Here is a 15,066-nt window from a genome sequence, read left to right as displayed (position 1 = left end):
TCAGGGCGCTCACTTGAGCCTGCTCGACGCGAGGATCGAGACCAGGTGCAGCAGGGTCTGGAGCAGGGCGATGCCGGCGAGGACGGCGACGCCGAGGCGGGTGAAGAAGAGGTCGCCGCGGAGCTGGTCGGCTATCGCCAGGACCAGGATCAGCAGCGACGCCTCGATGCCGAGGATCAGCCGGTGGAACTTCAGCGCGGCGGCGGCCCGGCGGGCCAGTGCCATGCCGGAGGAGCGCATCTCGGCGGCGGCCTCCTTGACCGGCGGCTTGCCGGTCTGGTGGCGGGCGACGCCGACCAGGTCGGTCTCGGCCTTGATCAGGATCGCGCCGAGCGCGGCCAGGGTGCCGAGGAAGGCCCACAGCCAGTCGATGCGGCCGCTCCCCCACAGGTCGGCGGCGCGCAGCCCGAGGCCGACGAGCACGGCGGCGTCGGTGAGGTACGCGCCGACGCGGTCGAGGTAGACCCCGTTCAGCGAGTACATCTTCTTCCAGCGCGCGATCTCCCCGTCCACGCAGTCCAGCAGCAGGTACAGCTGGACGCAGAGGACGCCGAGCACGGCGCCCGGGATCCCCGGCACGAGCAGTGCCGGGGCCGAGAGCACGCCGAAGACGGTCATCAGGTACGTGAGCTGGTTGGGCGTGACCCTGGTGTTCACCAGATAGCGGTCCACCCGCAGGGACACCTCACGCATGTAGAGGCGTCCCATCCAGTGCTCACCGCTGCGCCGGTCCTTCACCCCCGGGGGGTGGACGACCGGTCTGAGTTCAGCTACCGATGGCCTTGACATAGTCGGCGTAGATGTCCTTGATCTGTTCGGTCTTGAGGTCGAGGTGTTCGAGGATCGTGTAGCGGCCGGGCCGGGTCTCGGGGGCGAACTCCACGGCGCGGACGAACTCGTCCACCGTGAAGCCGATCTCCTCGGGCAGCACCGGCAGTCCGTGCCGGCGCAGCACCCGGGCCATGGAGGCGGACTCCTCGTGGGCTCCGCGCAGGTACATCGCGAAGGCCGCGCCGAGCCCGCACTGCTCGCCGTGGGCGGCGGCCCGCCGGGGGAAGAGCAGGTCGAAGGCGTGGTTGATCTCGTGGCAGGCGCCGGAGGAGGGGCGGGAGTCGCCCGACACCGACATGGCGATGCCGCTGAGCACCAGCGCCTCGGCCAGCACCTGGAGGAAGTCGGTGTCGGCGATGGTGCCGGGGTGCCTGAGCACCGCCTCGCCGGCCTGGCGGGCGATCGCGGCGGCGAGGCCGTCGATCTTCTCCCCCTTGACGCGGTTGGCCAGCTCCCAGTCCGCGATGGCCGAGATGTTCGACACCGCGTCGCCGATGCCGGCGCGCACGAACCGCACCGGGGCCTCGCGGATGACGTCCAGGTCGATCACGACGGCGATCGGGTTGGGCACGCCGTAGGAGCCGCGGCCCGCGTCGTTGTCGAGGGTGGCGACCGGGGAGCACAGGCCGTCGTGCGCGAGGTTCGTGGGGACGGCGACCAGCGGGAGGCCGACCCGTGCCGCGGCGAACTTGGCGCAGTCGATGATCTTGCCGCCGCCCAGGCCTACGACGGCGTCGTAGTGGCCGGCCTTTATGTCGCCGGCCAGCCGGACGGCGTCGTCGAGGGTGCCGCCGCCGACCTCGTACCAGGTGGCGCCGGGCAGCAGGGGCGTGAGCCGCTCGCGCAGCCGGGCGCCCGAGCCGCCGCTGACGGCGACGGCGAGCCTGCCGGAGTGCGAGATGCGCTCGTCGGCGAGGACGCATCCCAGGTCGTCCAGGGCACCCGGGCGGATGTCGACGACGACCGGCGAGGGGATGAGCCGGGTCAGTACTGGCACGCGATCTCCCGTCCCCGGGCGAGATCGTCGTGGTTGTCGATCTCCACCCACTTCACGTCGCCGATCGGCGCGACGTCGATCCGGAAGCCGCGGTTCACCAGCTCCTGGTAGCCGTGCTCGTAGAACTGCTGCGGGTCGGTCTCCCAGACGGTCCGCAGCGCGTCGGCGAGCTCGGGGGCGGCGTCGCCCTCGATGAGCGTGACGCCGATGTACTCGCCGGTGGCCTCGGCCGGGTCCATCAGCTTGGTGATCTTCGTCATGCCCCGCTCGGGGTCGACGACGACCTTCATCTCCTCGTCGGCGAGGGACTTCACGGTGTCCAGGGCGAGGATGATCCGCCGGCCCTCGCCGCGGGCGGCGAGCAGGGTCTTCTCGACGGAGACCGGGTGCACGGTGTCGCCGTTGGCGAGGATCACGCCGTCCTTCAGGGCGTCACGGCCGCACCACAGGGAGTAGGCGTTGTTCCACTCCTCGGCCTTGTCGTTGTCGATCAGGGTGAGCTTGAGGCCGTACTTCGCCTCCAGCGCCTCCTTGCGCGCGTACACGGCCTCCTTGCGGTAGCCGACGACGACCGCGACCTCGGTCAGCCCGATCTCGGCGAAGTTGCCGAGGGTCAGGTCCAGGACCGTGGGCTCGCCCTCTATGCCCGCGGGCCCCACCGGCACCAGCGCCTTGGGCAGGCTGTCGGTGTAGGGGCGCAGACGCCGGCCGGCGCCGGCCGCCAGCACGAGGCCGATCATGCGGGTTCTCCTTCGTCGTGTACGGCGGGGGCCCCTGCGGACACCCAGAAGCGGATGCTCTCGACGAGCACCACGAGGGCGACGGCCACGGCAAGAACCGTGAGCGCGACCGTGAACTGCGTGGCGGTGAGCAGGGCGGCCAGCACCGCGACGAGCAGCGTCCGCCCCTCCTGCCCCCCTACGACGCGCACCAGCCAGACCGGCGGCGCTCCGGCGTTGCCGCGGATGCGGTACACCGTGTCGTAGTGATGGTAGGCGACGGCGGACACCAGGCCGAAAGCCGCGGGAAGGGCTCCGTTCACCCCGGACTTCGCCGCGAGGATCAGGACGGTGAGGTATTCGCCGGCCCGGAAGAGCGGGGGGACGAGCCAGTCGAGGGCGCCCTTGAGGGGGCGCGAGACGGCTTCGGCCGAGGTCAGGACATAGGCACCGGCCATCAGGACGGTCCACCAGCCCGGCCCCCACAGCCAGGACCCCACCACGACCAGGACGACGCCCCCGGCGGCGCTGAACGGTGCCAGGTGGCCGCCCCTGCCGCGCAGGACCCGGGCCAGGCCCTGGGCGAGGGGGCCGCTGTCGGTCAGGTCCGCGAGCGCCTGCGCAGCCCGGTCGGTGCGCCGCGCCTTGCGGGTGACCGAGCGCAGCACCCGCCCGGCCGTGGTGTACGTCGCCGCGAAGGCGCAGCCCGCGAGCAGCGCGTAGAAGGTGATCCGGGGGGTCGTGGCGGCCGTCAGGACGGCGATCATGGCCCATCGTTCACCGATGGGCAGGACGATCATCCGCCGCACCCAGACCGTCCAGCCGACGCTGTCGAGCCTGTCGGAGAGGGCGGCGGTGGGGCTGGTGTTGGCGGTGGCGTCGTGGTTGGCCTCGTTGAAGGAGAAGTCGACCACGTGCCGGCAGGTCTGCAGGATCATCGCGCCCAGCGCGAGCGCCCACACGTCGTCGCCGCCCTTCGCGGCGCCGAGCGCGAGGCCGGCGTAGTAGGCGTACTCCTTGATCCGGTCGAAGGTGGCGTCGAGCCAGGCGCCGAGCGTGGAGTACTGCAGGGAGTAGCGGGCGAGCTGGCCGTCGGTGCAGTCCAGCACGAAGGACGCGATGAGCAGGACACCGGCCGCGACGAAGCCGCCCCGGGTGCCGGTGGCCGCGCACCCGGCCGCGATCAGCGCGGTGATCAGGGAGGCGGTGGTGACCTGGTTGGGGGTGAGGCCCCGGCGGGCGCACCAGCGGGCGATGTAGCGGGAGTACGGGCTGATGCAGTAGGTGGTGAAGAAGCCGTCGCGGGCCTTCACGGCCGACCTCAGGCGTACGGCCTCGTCGTCGACGGAGGCGACGGCCTGCCGCGCCTCGTTGCGGGCCTGGGGGTCGGCGGGGACCTCGGCGACCAGGCTGCCCAGCTCGGGGCGGTGGACGCCCTCGCCGTCGGCGTCGAGGGCGGTGACGACACGGTCGGCGAGGCTGTCCACGGCGACCGCGGTGCCGCCGCTCGCGCCGTTCTCGCGGGCCAGCGCGCGGGCGAGGGCCGGCCGGCCGGCGGCCTGCGCGGTGAGCGCGCCGGGGATCGCGGCGAGCGGGAAGCGCGGGTCGGTGAGGCCGAGGCGCAGGGCGTGCAGATGACCGACGAAGCGGGCGTCGACGACGGCGACCCGGTCCTGGGCCGGCACCTCGGCGAGCAGTGCCTCGGTGTCGGCGCCGCCGGCGGCGAGCCGGACGTCGAAGCCGAGGGAGTGCAGATCACTCTCGATCGACGATCCGGGGACCGGCTGACCGGTGAGGATGGCGGTCGGCAACCGAACTCACTCCCTGGGTCCCGACGCGTCCGCGCCGGTCGTGTACACGATGGAGGCGCCCTGGGCCTGCCCCGGTCGGGGCCGGGCGGGCGGCATGTCGGCAGAGGCTATCGGATGCCGGGAAGGCCGCGTTCATCGGCCGTTCAGCTCCGATCAACACGGCCGGACGGCACGGCTTGAACCGGCCTTTGCCGAGATCATCATCATCGATCGGCGGCCCGCCCGACAAACCGCGAGGGCCTCCGGGCGCGCACCACGGGGTCGGGTGTCCGACATGGAGGACATTGCGGGCGGCGCGGCGCCTCGGCATAGGGTGGGCGGCCATGACGTGGCTGATCACCGGCGGAGCCGGATACATAGGGGCGCATGTGGCGCGGGCCATGGCGGGCGCCGGCGAGCGCGTCGTCGTCCTGGACGACCTCTCGGCCGGCGTCCCGGCCCGGCTGCCGGCGGACGTCGCCCTGGTGCGGGGCTCCGCGCTGGACGCGGCCCTGCTCAAGGAGGTCCTGGCCGGGCACGCGGTGACCGGTGTGGTGCACCTGGCGGCGCACAAGCAGGTCGCCGAGTCGGTCGCGCGGCCCACGCGCTACTACCGGGAGAACGTCGGCGGTCTGGCCACGCTCCTGGAGGCGGTGGCCGAGGCCGGGGTGCGGCGGTTCGTGTTCTCCTCGTCCGCGGCCGTCTACGGCAACCCGGACGTGGACCTCATCACGGAGGACACCCCCTGCGCCCCGGTGAACCCCTACGGCGAGACCAAGCTCGCCGGGGAATGGCTGGTGCGGGCGGCCGGGCGGGCGCACGGCATCACGACGACGTGTCTGCGCTACTTCAACGTGGCCGGCGCCGCCGCGCCCGAGCTGGCCGACACCGGGGTGTTCAACATCGTGCCGATGGTCTTCGACCGGCTGACCCGCGACGAGGCCCCGCGGATCTTCGGCGACGACTACCCGACACCGGACGGCACGTGTGTGCGGGACTACATCCATGTCGCGGACCTGGCCGAGGCGCATCTCGCGGCGGCTCGCCGGGCGGCCGGCGACGGGGGTGACCTCACCGTGAACATCGGGCGCGGCGAGGGCGTCTCGGTGCGCGAGCTGGTCACGCTGATCGGCGAGGTGACCGGCGACGCGCGGCCCGCGGTGGTCGAGGGGAGGCGCCCGGGTGACGCGCCGCGCGCGGTCGCCTCGGCCGGTCTTGCGGCGCGGGAACTGGGCTGGACGGCGCGGCGCGGGGTGCGCGAGATGGTGGAGTCGGCCTGGCGCGGCTGGTTGCTGCACCGGGCCGAACCCCGGCCGGACGGCGACTGAGGTGGCCTGACCTGCATTTCGTTTCCGCAGGTCAGAGCACATGACAACGGTGTTCAGTGCCGCGTTGCCGGATACCCCCCACCCGTAGTTCACTGTGATCCCGGGCGACCACAGGAGGGTGCTTTCCATGGGGGCTGGGCACGACCACGGCCACGGACACACGCACGCGCCGACCACCGGTACGGCCGCGGCGGCGTACCGCGGCCGGCTGCGCGTCGCGCTGGGCATCACGCTCGGCGTCATGGTGGTCGAGATCGTCGGCGGGCTCCTCGCCGACTCCCTGGCGCTGATCGCGGACGCGGCGCACATGGCGACGGACGCGCTGGGTCTGGGCATGGCCCTGCTCGCGATCCACTTCGCGAACCGGCCCGCGAGCACCAACCGCACCTTCGGGTACGCCCGCGCCGAGATCCTGGCCGCGCTCGCCAACTGTCTGCTGCTGCTCGGCGTCGGCGGGTACGTCCTGTACGAGGCGGTCCAGCGGTTCGTCACCCCGGCCGGTACCGAGGGCGGGCTGATGATCTGGTTCGGGGCCATCGGTCTGATCGCGAACATGATCTCGCTCACGCTGCTGATGCGGGGCCAGGCGGAGAGCCTGAACGTGCGCGGGGCGTTCCTGGAGGTGGCGGCGGACGCGCTGGGCTCGGTCGCGGTGCTGATCTCGGCCGTGGTGATCCTGACCACCGGCTGGGAGTACGCCGACCCGATCGCCTCCCTGGTGATCGGTCTGATGATCGTGCCGCGCACGGTGAAGCTGCTGCGGGAGACGCTCGACGTGCTGCTGGAGGCGGCGCCCAAGGACGTCGACATGGCGGAGGTGCGGGCCCACATCGTCGCGCTGGACGGGGTGGAGGACGTGCACGACCTGCACGCCTGGACGATCACCTCGGGGATGCCGGTGCTGTCGGCGCACGTGGTGGTGCGCTCGGACGTGCTGAACGCGATCGGTCACGAGAAGATGCTGCACGAGCTCCAGGGCTGCCTCGGCGACCACTTCGACGTGGAGCACTGCACCTTCCAGCTGGAGCCGGTCGGCCACGCGGAGCACGAGGCGCGGCTCTGCCACTGAGGCGGCGATCCGGACACCAGTTCAGGACGGTTCCCTGCCCGGGGCCCCGGGCAAGATCACCCGCGGGGCCCGCCGTCGTGCGCGGGGGGACGGGCGCGGCGTTCGTGCGAAGCGCCGGGCCGACCGGGCTCGTACGGCAGACTGGGGACGCGAGGACCGATGCTAAGGATGCGTATGCCGATCACACCTGCCACCGCGACGCACAGCTCGTCGAGCGGCGCCGCGGAAGCGATTTTGCTGGAACTGGTCGACGAGGACGGTGTGACGATCGGCACCGAGGAGAAGCTCACGGCCCACCAGCCGCCGGGTCTGCTGCACCGCGCGTTCTCGGTGTTCCTCTTCGACGAGCGGGGCCGGCTGCTGCTCCAGCAGCGGGCGCTCGGCAAGTACCACTCCCCCGGCGTGTGGTCCAACACCTGCTGCGGCCACCCCTACCCGGGCGAGGCGCCCTTCGCGGCGGCCGCGCGGCGTACGTTCGAGGAGCTGGGGGTGTCGCCGTCGTTGATGGCGGAGGCGGGCACCGTCCGCTACAACCATCCGGACCCGGCGTCGGGCCTGGTGGAGCAGGAGTACAACCACCTCTTCGTCGGGATGGTGCAGTCGCCGCTCCGGCCGGATGCGGAGGAGGTCGGCGACACGGCCTTCGTGACGCCCGAGGAGCTGGCCGAGCGGCACGCGAAGGACCCGTTCTCCGCCTGGTTCATGACCGTACTGGACGCGGCCCGGCCCGCCGTGCGGGAGCTGACGGGGCCGTCGGCCGGCTGGTGAGCCGCCGGGCGCTCAGGGCGCCGGGGAGGGGCGGGCCGACCGCTGGTCAGGGAAGTCGTACGGGCTTGAGCGGCAGGGCGGCCCAGATCACCTTGCCGCCGCCGGCGGTGTGCTCGACGTCGCAGATCCCGCCGGCCTCCCTCGTGATCTCCCGCACCAGGAGCAGTCCGCGGCCGTTGGTCTCCTCGTGATCGGCCTCCAGGGCCGTCGGGCGGTAGGGGTGGTTGTCCTCGACGGCCACCCGCACCCACTCGGCCCCGACGGCCACCTCCACCGCGAGCGTCGGCGACAGCAGCGCCGCGTGCCGGACGGCGTTGGTGACCAGTTCCGAGACGATCAGCAGCAGCCCCTGGACCAGGTCCTCCGAGACCGGCACCCCCTGGCGCAGGAGCAGGTCGCGCACGGCGTGCCGGGCCTGCGGGACGGAGGCGTCCACGGCCGGTGCGGTGAAGCGCCAGACGCCTTCGTAGGGCAGCGGCCGCGGCCCCGGGCCGGCCGGGGACTCCAGAGGTGCGTCCGCGCCGCCCTCGGGGCGTGGGTCGGGCCCGCGCCCGTGGTTGTCCATCGTCCGGTCGCCACCCTCGCGCTCGATTGTCACCACACGTCGAGTGTTGGCAACGAGCCTCGCCACACCTCCTGCCTGACCAGAAGTCAGCCATTATCGAGCGTTCCCGACCACCCCCGCCCGGGCAGGTCACGGCCGCGACCGGTCCCGATCCGATGGTGCCGCTTTCGCGCACTCTTCGGGTTGTACGGGTTCGGCGCCCCCTCGGCCCCTCTCGCCCGTTTCGGCCCCGGTTCGCGCCCGTTTCGTCGCCCGGGGCCGCTGTGACCGGGCCCGGGGCACGCGGCTAGCATCCGGGCCATGGAGCCCGAACTGCTGCACGGCGTCACCGACGGGGTCGCCACCGTCGTCCTGCACCACCCGGCGAAGCGCAACGCCATGACGGCCGCGATGTGGGCCGCGCTGCCGCCGCTGCTGGAGGCGCTGGCCGCCGATCCCGAGGTCCGGGCGCTGGTGCTGACCGGCGCGGGCGGCACCTTCTGCGCGGGCGCCGACATCTCCACGCTCCAGGGCTCGCCGGACGAGGCCCAGACCCTGGCCGTACGGGCCGAGGAGTCCCTCGCGGCGTTCCCCAAGCCGACGCTGGCGGCCGTGAAGGGGCACTGCGTGGGCGGGGGCGCCCAGCTCGCGGCGGCCTGCGATCTGCGGTTCGCCGAGGAGGGCGCGCTGTTCGGGGTGACACCCGCGAGGCTCGGGATCGTCTACCCGTCCTCCGCCACCCGCAGGCTGGTGGCGCTGATCGGTCCCGCCGCCGCCAAGTACCTGCTGTTCTCCGGTGAGTTGATCGACACCGAGCGGGCGCTGCGCACCGGTCTGGTCGACGAGGTGCTGCCTGCCGACGCACTCGACGAGCGCGTCGCGGAGTTCACCCGCATCCTCGTCTCGCGCTCCCGGCTGACCCAGGCGGCCGCGAAGGAGTTCGCGAACGGCCGCACGGACCGGGACGCCCACTGGGCCGCGCAGGCCCGCCTCGCCGGCGACACCGCGGAAGGGGTCAGCGCCTTCCTGGAGCGCCGGGAACCGCGCTTCACCTGGAGCGTCACGCCCGGGTGACCGGCGCGGCGGGACGACCGTCACCTCTGCCGACCGTCACGAGGGCCCAGTGCGGGGCGATGTCGTCGGGGCAGCCGCGGGTTGTCGGTGTCACCTGCCACAATTGCGGCGCAACCTCAGTGGAGAAGGCGGTACGGGCTCGTGACGACACCGGGATCCCTCGAAGCAGGGTCCATCGAAGGCAGGATCGCCGAGGAGCTCGGCGTACGGGAACGGCAGGTCAAGGCCGCCGTGGAGCTGCTCGACGGCGGCTCGACGGTGCCCTTCATCGCCCGGTACCGCAAGGAAGCGACCGAGATGCTCGACGACGCGCAGCTGCGCACGCTCGAGGAGCGGCTGCGGTATCTGCGGGAGCTGGAGGAGCGGCGCACGGCGATCCTGGAGTCGGTGCGCGAGCAGGGCAAGCTCACCGAGGCGCTGGAGGCGCAGATCCGCGGCGCCGAGACGAAGGCGCGGCTGGAGGACGTCTACCTCCCGTACAAGCCCAAGCGGCGCACCAAGGCGCAGATCGCCCGCGAGGCGGGTCTCGAACCGCTGGCCGAGGGCCTGCTCGGCGACCCGGGCGTGGAGCCGCTCGCGGCGGCGGCCGCGTTCGTCGACGCCGACAAGGGCGTCGCCGATCCGCAGGCCGCGCTGGAGGGCGCGCGGGCGATCCTGACCGAGCGGTTCTCGGAGGACGCCGACCTGATCGGCGAGCTGCGCGAGCGGATGTGGGGGCGCGGGCGGCTGGCCGCCAAGGTGCGGGACGGCAAGGAGGAGGCGGGCGCCAAGTTCGCCGACTACTTCGACTTCGCCGAGCCCTTCACCGAGCTGCCCTCGCACCGGATCCTGGCGATGCTGCGCGGCGAGAAGGAGGAGGTCCTCGATCTCGTCCTGGAGCCGGAGGAGCCCTCCGAGCAGCCCGGGCCCTCGTCGTACGAGGGGATCGTCGCGTCGCGGTTCGGCATCGCCGAACGCGGCCGGCCGGGCGACAAGTGGCTGACGGACACCGTCCGCTGGGCCTGGCGGACCCGCATCCTCGTCCACCTCGGCATCGATCTGCGGCTGCGGCTGCGCACGGCCGCCGAGGACGAGGCGGTGAACGTGTTCGCCGCGAACCTGCGGGACCTGCTCCTCGCGGCCCCCGCCGGCACGCGCGCGACGCTGGGCCTCGACCCCGGTTTCCGTACCGGGGTGAAGGTGGCCGTGGTCGACGCGACCGGCAAGGTCGTCGCCACGGACGTGATCTACCCGCACGTCCCGGCCAACAAGTGGGACGAGGCGCTCGCCAAGCTGGCGCGGCTGGCGCGGGAGCACGCGGTCGAGCTGATCGCGATCGGCAACGGCACGGCGTCCCGGGAGACCGACAAGCTCGCCGGAGAGCTGATCACCCGGCACCCGGAGCTGAACCTCACCAAGGTGATGGTGTCCGAGGCGGGCGCCTCGGTGTACTCGGCCTCCGCGTTCGCCTCGCAGGAACTGCCCGGCATGGACGTGTCGCTGCGCGGCGCCGTGTCCATCGCGCGCCGGCTCCAGGACCCGCTGGCCGAGCTGGTGAAGATCGACCCGAAGTCCATCGGTGTGGGCCAGTACCAGCACGACCTGTCCGAGGTGAAGCTGTCGCGCTCGCTGGACGCGGTGGTGGAGGACTGTGTGAACGGCGTCGGGGTGGACGTCAACACGGCGTCGGCCCCCCTGCTCGCCCGGGTCTCCGGCATCACCGCCACACTCGCCGAGAACATCGTGGCGCACCGGGACGCCAACGGACCGTTCTCCTCCCGTACGGAGCTGAAGAAGGTGCCGCGGCTCGGCCCCAAGGCCTACGAGCAGTGCGCGGGCTTCCTGCGCATCCGCGGCGGCACCGACCCGCTCGACGCCTCCAGCGTGCACCCGGAGGCGTACCCGGTGGTGCGGCGCATGGTGAAGACCTCCGGGCAGGAGGTGGCCTCCCTCATCGGCAACACGGGCGCGCTGCGCTCGCTGCGGCCCGCGGACTTCGTCGACGACACCTTCGGTCTGCCGACCGTGACCGACATCCTCAAGGAGCTGGAGAAGCCGGGCCGCGACCCTCGGCCCGCCTTCAAGACCGCCACCTTCAAGGAGGGCGTGGAGAAGATCTCCGACCTGGCGCCCGGGATGGTCCTGGAGGGCGTCGTGACGAATGTGGCGGCCTTCGGGGCGTTCATCGACGTCGGTGTCCACCAGGACGGTCTGGCGCATGTCTCGGCGCTGTCGAAGACGTTCGTCAAGGACCCGCGGGACGTGGTCAAGCCGGGAGACATCGTCAAGGTGAAGGTCCTCGACGTCGACATCCCGCGCAAGCGGATCTCCCTCACCCTCCGGCTGGACGACGAGGCGGCCGCCCAGGGCCAGGACCGTTCCTCCGGCGGCGGGCGGCCGCAGCGGGGCGGCTCACGCCCGCCGCAGCAGCGCCAGCAGCAGGGCGACCGGCGCGGCGGGAACGGCGGCCAGCGCGGGGGCGGCGCCGCGCGCCAGGCGCCGCCGCCGGCCAACAGCGCGATGGCCGACGCCCTGCGCAAGGCGGGCCTGCTCGACCCGAAGAAGGGCCGGCGCTGACGTGACGGTGCCGGGCCCCGGTTCCCGGGAGGGCGCCGGGGCCCGGCCCGCTCGTACAGTGACGGTATGAGCACTTCCCGTGTCCTCACCTGGACCGTCGCGGCGAGCGGCGGCTACGAGACCGCGTGGACCGAGACCGGTGACGGGCTGCTGCGGGCGCGGGGGCGCGCGGTCGGGACGCTGCCGGAGCCGTACTGGGTGTCGTACGACCTCGACACCGGCGACGGCTATGTGACCCGGCGGCTGCGGGTGACCGTGGAGACGGCCGGGCGGACCCGGTCGCTGGACCTCAGGCACGACGGCCGTGGCGGCTGGACGGCCGACGGGGAGCCGCTGCCGGGCTTCCGGGACGCCGTCGACTGCGACCTGGGCCTGTGTCCCCTCACCAACACCCCACCGGTCCTCCGGCACGACCTGCACCGGACCCCGGGCGAACACCGGCTGCTGACGGCGTGGGTGTCGGTGCCGGCCCTCACCGTGCGCCCCTCCTGGCAGACGTACACCCACCTCGGCCCGGGCGAGAGCGGCACCCGGGTGCGGTTCGTCTCCGGGACCTTCCGCGCCGACGTCGAGTTCGACGCCGACGGCTTCGTCACCGCCTACCCCGGCCTGGCCGAACGCCTGCCCTGACCCCCCGGCTGCCGTCGCTCTCGGGGGTCGGCACCCCCTAGCGTTCCGTCACCTTGCCGGAGGCCACCTCCAGGCGGCGGGTGACGTGGACCGCGTCCAGCATGCGGCGGTCGTGGGTGACGAGGAGCAGCGTTCCCTCGTAGGCGTCGAGGGCCGACTCCAGTTGCTCGATCGCCGGGAGGTCGAGGTGGTTCGTGGGCTCGTCGAGGACCAGGAGGTTGACGCCGCGGCCCTGGAGGAGGGCGAGGGCGGCCCGGGTGCGCTCCCCGGGTGACAGGGTGGCCGCCGGGCGCAGGACGTGGTCCGACTTCAGCCCGAACTTGGCCAGCAGGGTACGGACTTCGACCGGCTCGGTGTCGGGGACGGCCGCGCAGAAGGCGTCCAGCAGGGACTCCGGTCCGTGGAACAGCTTGCGTGCCTGGTCGACCTCGCCCACCAGGACGCCCGAGCCGAGCGCCGCGTGCCCGCCGTCCAGCGGGATCCGGCCGAGGAGCGCGGCGAGCAGGGTCGACTTGCCCGCGCCGTTCGCACCGGTGACCGCGACCCGGTCGGCCCAGTCGATCTGCAGGGTCACCGGGCCGAAGGTGAAGTCGCCGCGCCGCACCTGGGCGTCCCGCAGCGTGGCGACCACCGCCCCGGAGCGCGGGGCGGCGGCGATCTCCATCCGCAGCTCCCACTCCTTGCGGGGCTCCTCGACGACCTCCAGGCGCTCGATCATCCGCTGGGTCTGCCGGGCCTTCGCGGCCTGCTTCTCGCTGGCCTCGCTGCGGAACTTGCGGCCGATCTTGTCGTTGTCGTTGCTCGCCTTGCGCCGGGCGTTCTTGACGCCCTTGTCCATCCAGGAACGCTGCATCTGGGCGCGGTCCTGGAGGGCGCCCCGCTTGTCGGCGTACTCCTCGTAGTCCTCGCGCGCGTGCCGGCGGGCCACGTCCCGCTCCTCCAGATAGGCGTCGTAACCGCCGCCGTAGAGGTTGATCTGCTGCTGCGCGAGGTCGAGTTCGAGCACCTTGGTGACGGTGCGGGTGAGGAACTCGCGGTCGTGGCTGACGACGACGGTGCCCGCACGCAGCCCGGTCACGAAGCGTTCGAGGCGCTCCAGGCCGTCGAGGTCGAGGTCGTTGGTGGGCTCGTCCAGGAGGAACACGTCGTAGCGGGAGAGCAGGAGGGAGGCGAGGCCCGCGCGGGCGGCCTGCCCGCCGGACAGGGCGGTCATCGGCTGGTCCAGCCCGACGCCGAGGCCGAGCGAGTCGGCGACCTCCTCCGCGCGCTCGTCGAGGTCGGCCCCGCCGAGTCCGAGCCAGCGCTCCAGGCTCGTGGCGTACGCGTCGTCCGCGCCCGGCGCACCGTCCACCAGGGCCTGGGTCGCCTCGTCCATGGCCCGCTGGGCCTCGGCGACACCGGTGCGGCGGGCGAGGAACTCCCGGACGGTCTCGCCGGGGCGCCGCTCGGGCTCCTGGGGCAGGTGGCCGACGGTCGCGGCGGGCGGGGAGAGCCTCAGCTCGCCCTGCTCGGGCGCGCCGAGGCCGGCGAGCAGCCGCAGCAGGGTGGACTTGCCCGCGCCGTTGGCACCGACCAGCCCGATCACGTCACCAGGCGCGACGACGAGGTCCAGCCCGGAGAAGAGGGAGCGGTCGCCGTGTCCGGCGGCGAGGTTCTTGACGACGAGGGTGGCGGTCACAGGTCGTAGATCCTAGTGGTCGCGCGGCCGGGCGGGCGCGCGGGTCTCCCGGCGGCCTGGCCGCGGCCCGGTCCCGTCGGTTACCGTCCGCCCGTGGACAGTGGCGAGCGGGACGACGTGGTGGTGGTCGGCGGTGGGGTCGTCGGGCTGACGACGGCCCTCGTGCTGGCCGAGCGCGGGCGGCGGGTGCGGCTGTGGACGCGGGACCCGGTGGAGCGGACCACCTCGGCGGTGGCCGGTGCGCTCTGGTGGCCGTACCACATCGAGCCGCTCGCGGCGGCGCGCCGGTGGGCGCTGCGCTCGCTCCAGGTGTACGAGGAGCTGGCGGGCAGCGCCGAGGAGACCGGGGTCCGGCTGGTCGAGGGCGCGATGGGCGGCGCCGACCCCGACGAGGTCCGCCGGTGGTCGGCGGGACGGCCGGCCGGGATGCGCCGGGCCACCGAGCGGGAGTACCCGGGCGGGGCCGCGATGTGGGCCCGGCTGCCGCTGATCGACATGGCGGTGCATCTGCCCTGGCTGCGGGAGCGGCTGCGGCGGGCGGGCGGCTCGGTCGAGGAACGCACGGTGACCGACCTGGCGGAGGTCCGGGCACCGGTCGTCGTCAACTGCACGGGCCTCGGGGCGCGGGACCTGGCCGGCGACCTGTCGGTGCGCCCCCAGCGCGGGCAGCTGGTCGTGGTCGAGAACCCCGGCATCGACACCTGGCTCGTGGCCGGGACCTCGGGCGGCGAACTCGCCTACCTCTTCCCGCAGCCCGGCCGCCTGCTCCTGGGCGGCACGGCCCAGGACGACGACTTCTCCACCGAGCCGGACCCGGCCCAGGCCGAGGCGATCGTACGGCGGTGCGCGGCCCTGCGCCCGGAGGTCGCCGGAACCCGCGTGCTGGACCACCGGGTGGGACTGCGCCCGGTCCGGCCGGGGGTGCGGCTGGAACGGGAGCCGCTCCCCGACGGCCGGCTCCTGGTCCACCACTACGGCCACGGCGGCGCGGGCGTGACGGTGGCCTGGGGGTGCGCGGAGGAGGCGGCGGCCCTGGCCGCAACCCCCTGACGGGGCGCGGGAAACCGCGCGCCCGGCCGCCA

Annotated in this window: 13 protein-coding genes; 7 read left to right on the top strand and 6 right to left on the bottom strand. The window is 73.3% G+C overall.

Features of this window, described 5'->3' with window-relative positions; translation table 11 throughout:
• Positions 1 to 9 precede the first annotated feature (9 nt).
• From AQJ58_RS21265 to AQJ58_RS21250, 4 genes are read right to left on the bottom strand one after another with little or no spacing between them, the layout of a single operon-like run.
• On the bottom strand, positions 10 to 789 hold the full coding sequence (locus AQJ58_RS21265; RefSeq protein ID WP_079079101.1) for a CDP-alcohol phosphatidyltransferase family protein: 780 nt from the start codon (positions 787 to 789) through the stop codon (positions 10 to 12).
• Positions 767 to 1,828, bottom strand: coding sequence for an iron-containing alcohol dehydrogenase family protein (locus tag AQJ58_RS21260; RefSeq protein WP_067252332.1), 1,062 nt, complete (start codon positions 1,826 to 1,828; stop codon positions 767 to 769). Before AQJ58_RS21260 ends, AQJ58_RS21265 begins: the two co-directional genes overlap by 23 nt.
• Positions 1,816 to 2,568 carry a phosphocholine cytidylyltransferase family protein gene (locus AQJ58_RS21255; RefSeq protein WP_067252331.1) on the bottom strand — a complete coding sequence of 251 codons (753 nt, stop codon included), beginning with the start codon at positions 2,566 to 2,568 and terminating at the stop codon, positions 1,816 to 1,818. The genes AQJ58_RS21260 and AQJ58_RS21255 overlap by 13 nt, the downstream gene beginning before the upstream one ends.
• Positions 2,565 to 4,358, bottom strand: coding sequence for a DUF5941 domain-containing protein (locus AQJ58_RS21250; RefSeq protein WP_067252329.1), 1,794 nt, complete (start codon positions 4,356 to 4,358; stop codon positions 2,565 to 2,567). The genes AQJ58_RS21255 and AQJ58_RS21250 overlap by 4 nt, the downstream gene beginning before the upstream one ends.
• Before the next feature lie 323 nt (positions 4,359 to 4,681).
• Between AQJ58_RS21250 and galE the strand changes: the two genes are divergently transcribed.
• From galE to idi, 3 genes are all read left to right on the top strand, one after another.
• Entirely contained in the window at positions 4,682 to 5,665 is a 984-nt protein-coding gene (galE, locus tag AQJ58_RS21245) for a UDP-glucose 4-epimerase GalE (RefSeq protein WP_067252327.1), read from the top strand.
• 127 nt (positions 5,666 to 5,792) lie between these two features.
• Positions 5,793 to 6,734, top strand: coding sequence for a cation diffusion facilitator family transporter (locus AQJ58_RS21240; RefSeq protein ID WP_067252326.1), 942 nt, complete (start codon positions 5,793 to 5,795; stop codon positions 6,732 to 6,734).
• A gap of 174 nt (positions 6,735 to 6,908) precedes the next feature.
• On the top strand, positions 6,909 to 7,502 hold the full coding sequence (idi, locus tag AQJ58_RS21235; RefSeq protein WP_067252324.1) for an isopentenyl-diphosphate Delta-isomerase: 594 nt from the start codon (positions 6,909 to 6,911) through the stop codon (positions 7,500 to 7,502).
• Between the two features lie 46 nt (positions 7,503 to 7,548).
• Here idi and AQJ58_RS21230 read toward each other — a convergent pair whose 3' ends face one another.
• Positions 7,549 to 8,067 (bottom strand): ATP-binding protein, encoded by a 519-nt coding sequence (locus tag AQJ58_RS21230; protein WP_067252640.1) that lies wholly within the window; start codon positions 8,065 to 8,067, stop codon positions 7,549 to 7,551.
• Positions 8,068 to 8,367: 300 nt separating this feature from the next.
• Between AQJ58_RS21230 and AQJ58_RS21225 the strand changes: the two genes are divergently transcribed.
• From AQJ58_RS21225 to AQJ58_RS21215, 3 genes are all read left to right on the top strand, one after another.
• Positions 8,368 to 9,120, top strand: a complete 753-nt coding sequence (locus AQJ58_RS21225; protein ID WP_067252322.1) for an enoyl-CoA hydratase/isomerase family protein — start codon at positions 8,368 to 8,370, stop codon at positions 9,118 to 9,120.
• Between the two features lie 141 nt (positions 9,121 to 9,261).
• Positions 9,262 to 11,676: a Tex family protein gene (locus tag AQJ58_RS21220; protein ID WP_067252320.1), complete on the top strand. Its 2,415-nt coding sequence runs from the start codon at positions 9,262 to 9,264 to the stop codon at positions 11,674 to 11,676.
• Positions 11,677 to 11,742: 66 nt separating this feature from the next.
• Positions 11,743 to 12,306, top strand: a complete 564-nt coding sequence (locus AQJ58_RS21215; protein ID WP_067252319.1) for a putative glycolipid-binding domain-containing protein — start codon at positions 11,743 to 11,745, stop codon at positions 12,304 to 12,306.
• Positions 12,307 to 12,343: 37 nt separating this feature from the next.
• On the opposite strand, the gene AQJ58_RS21210 is transcribed toward AQJ58_RS21215, so the two are convergent.
• Positions 12,344 to 13,984 (bottom strand): ABC-F family ATP-binding cassette domain-containing protein, encoded by a 1,641-nt coding sequence (locus AQJ58_RS21210; protein ID WP_067252317.1) that lies wholly within the window; start codon positions 13,982 to 13,984, stop codon positions 12,344 to 12,346.
• 93 nt (positions 13,985 to 14,077) lie between these two features.
• On the opposite strand from AQJ58_RS21210, the gene AQJ58_RS21205 reads away from it, so the two are divergent.
• Complete coding sequence (locus AQJ58_RS21205) at positions 14,078 to 15,034, top strand: FAD-dependent oxidoreductase (RefSeq protein WP_067252638.1); 957 nt, start codon at positions 14,078 to 14,080, stop codon at positions 15,032 to 15,034.
• Positions 15,035 to 15,066 lie beyond the last annotated feature (32 nt).

This window comes from Streptomyces sp. DSM 15324, assembly GCF_001514285.1.
Lineage (GTDB): Bacteria > Actinomycetota > Actinomycetes > Streptomycetales > Streptomycetaceae > Streptomyces.
The sequence above is the reverse complement of the archived record's forward strand: the minus strand, read 5'-3'. Positions and strand labels throughout refer to the sequence as shown.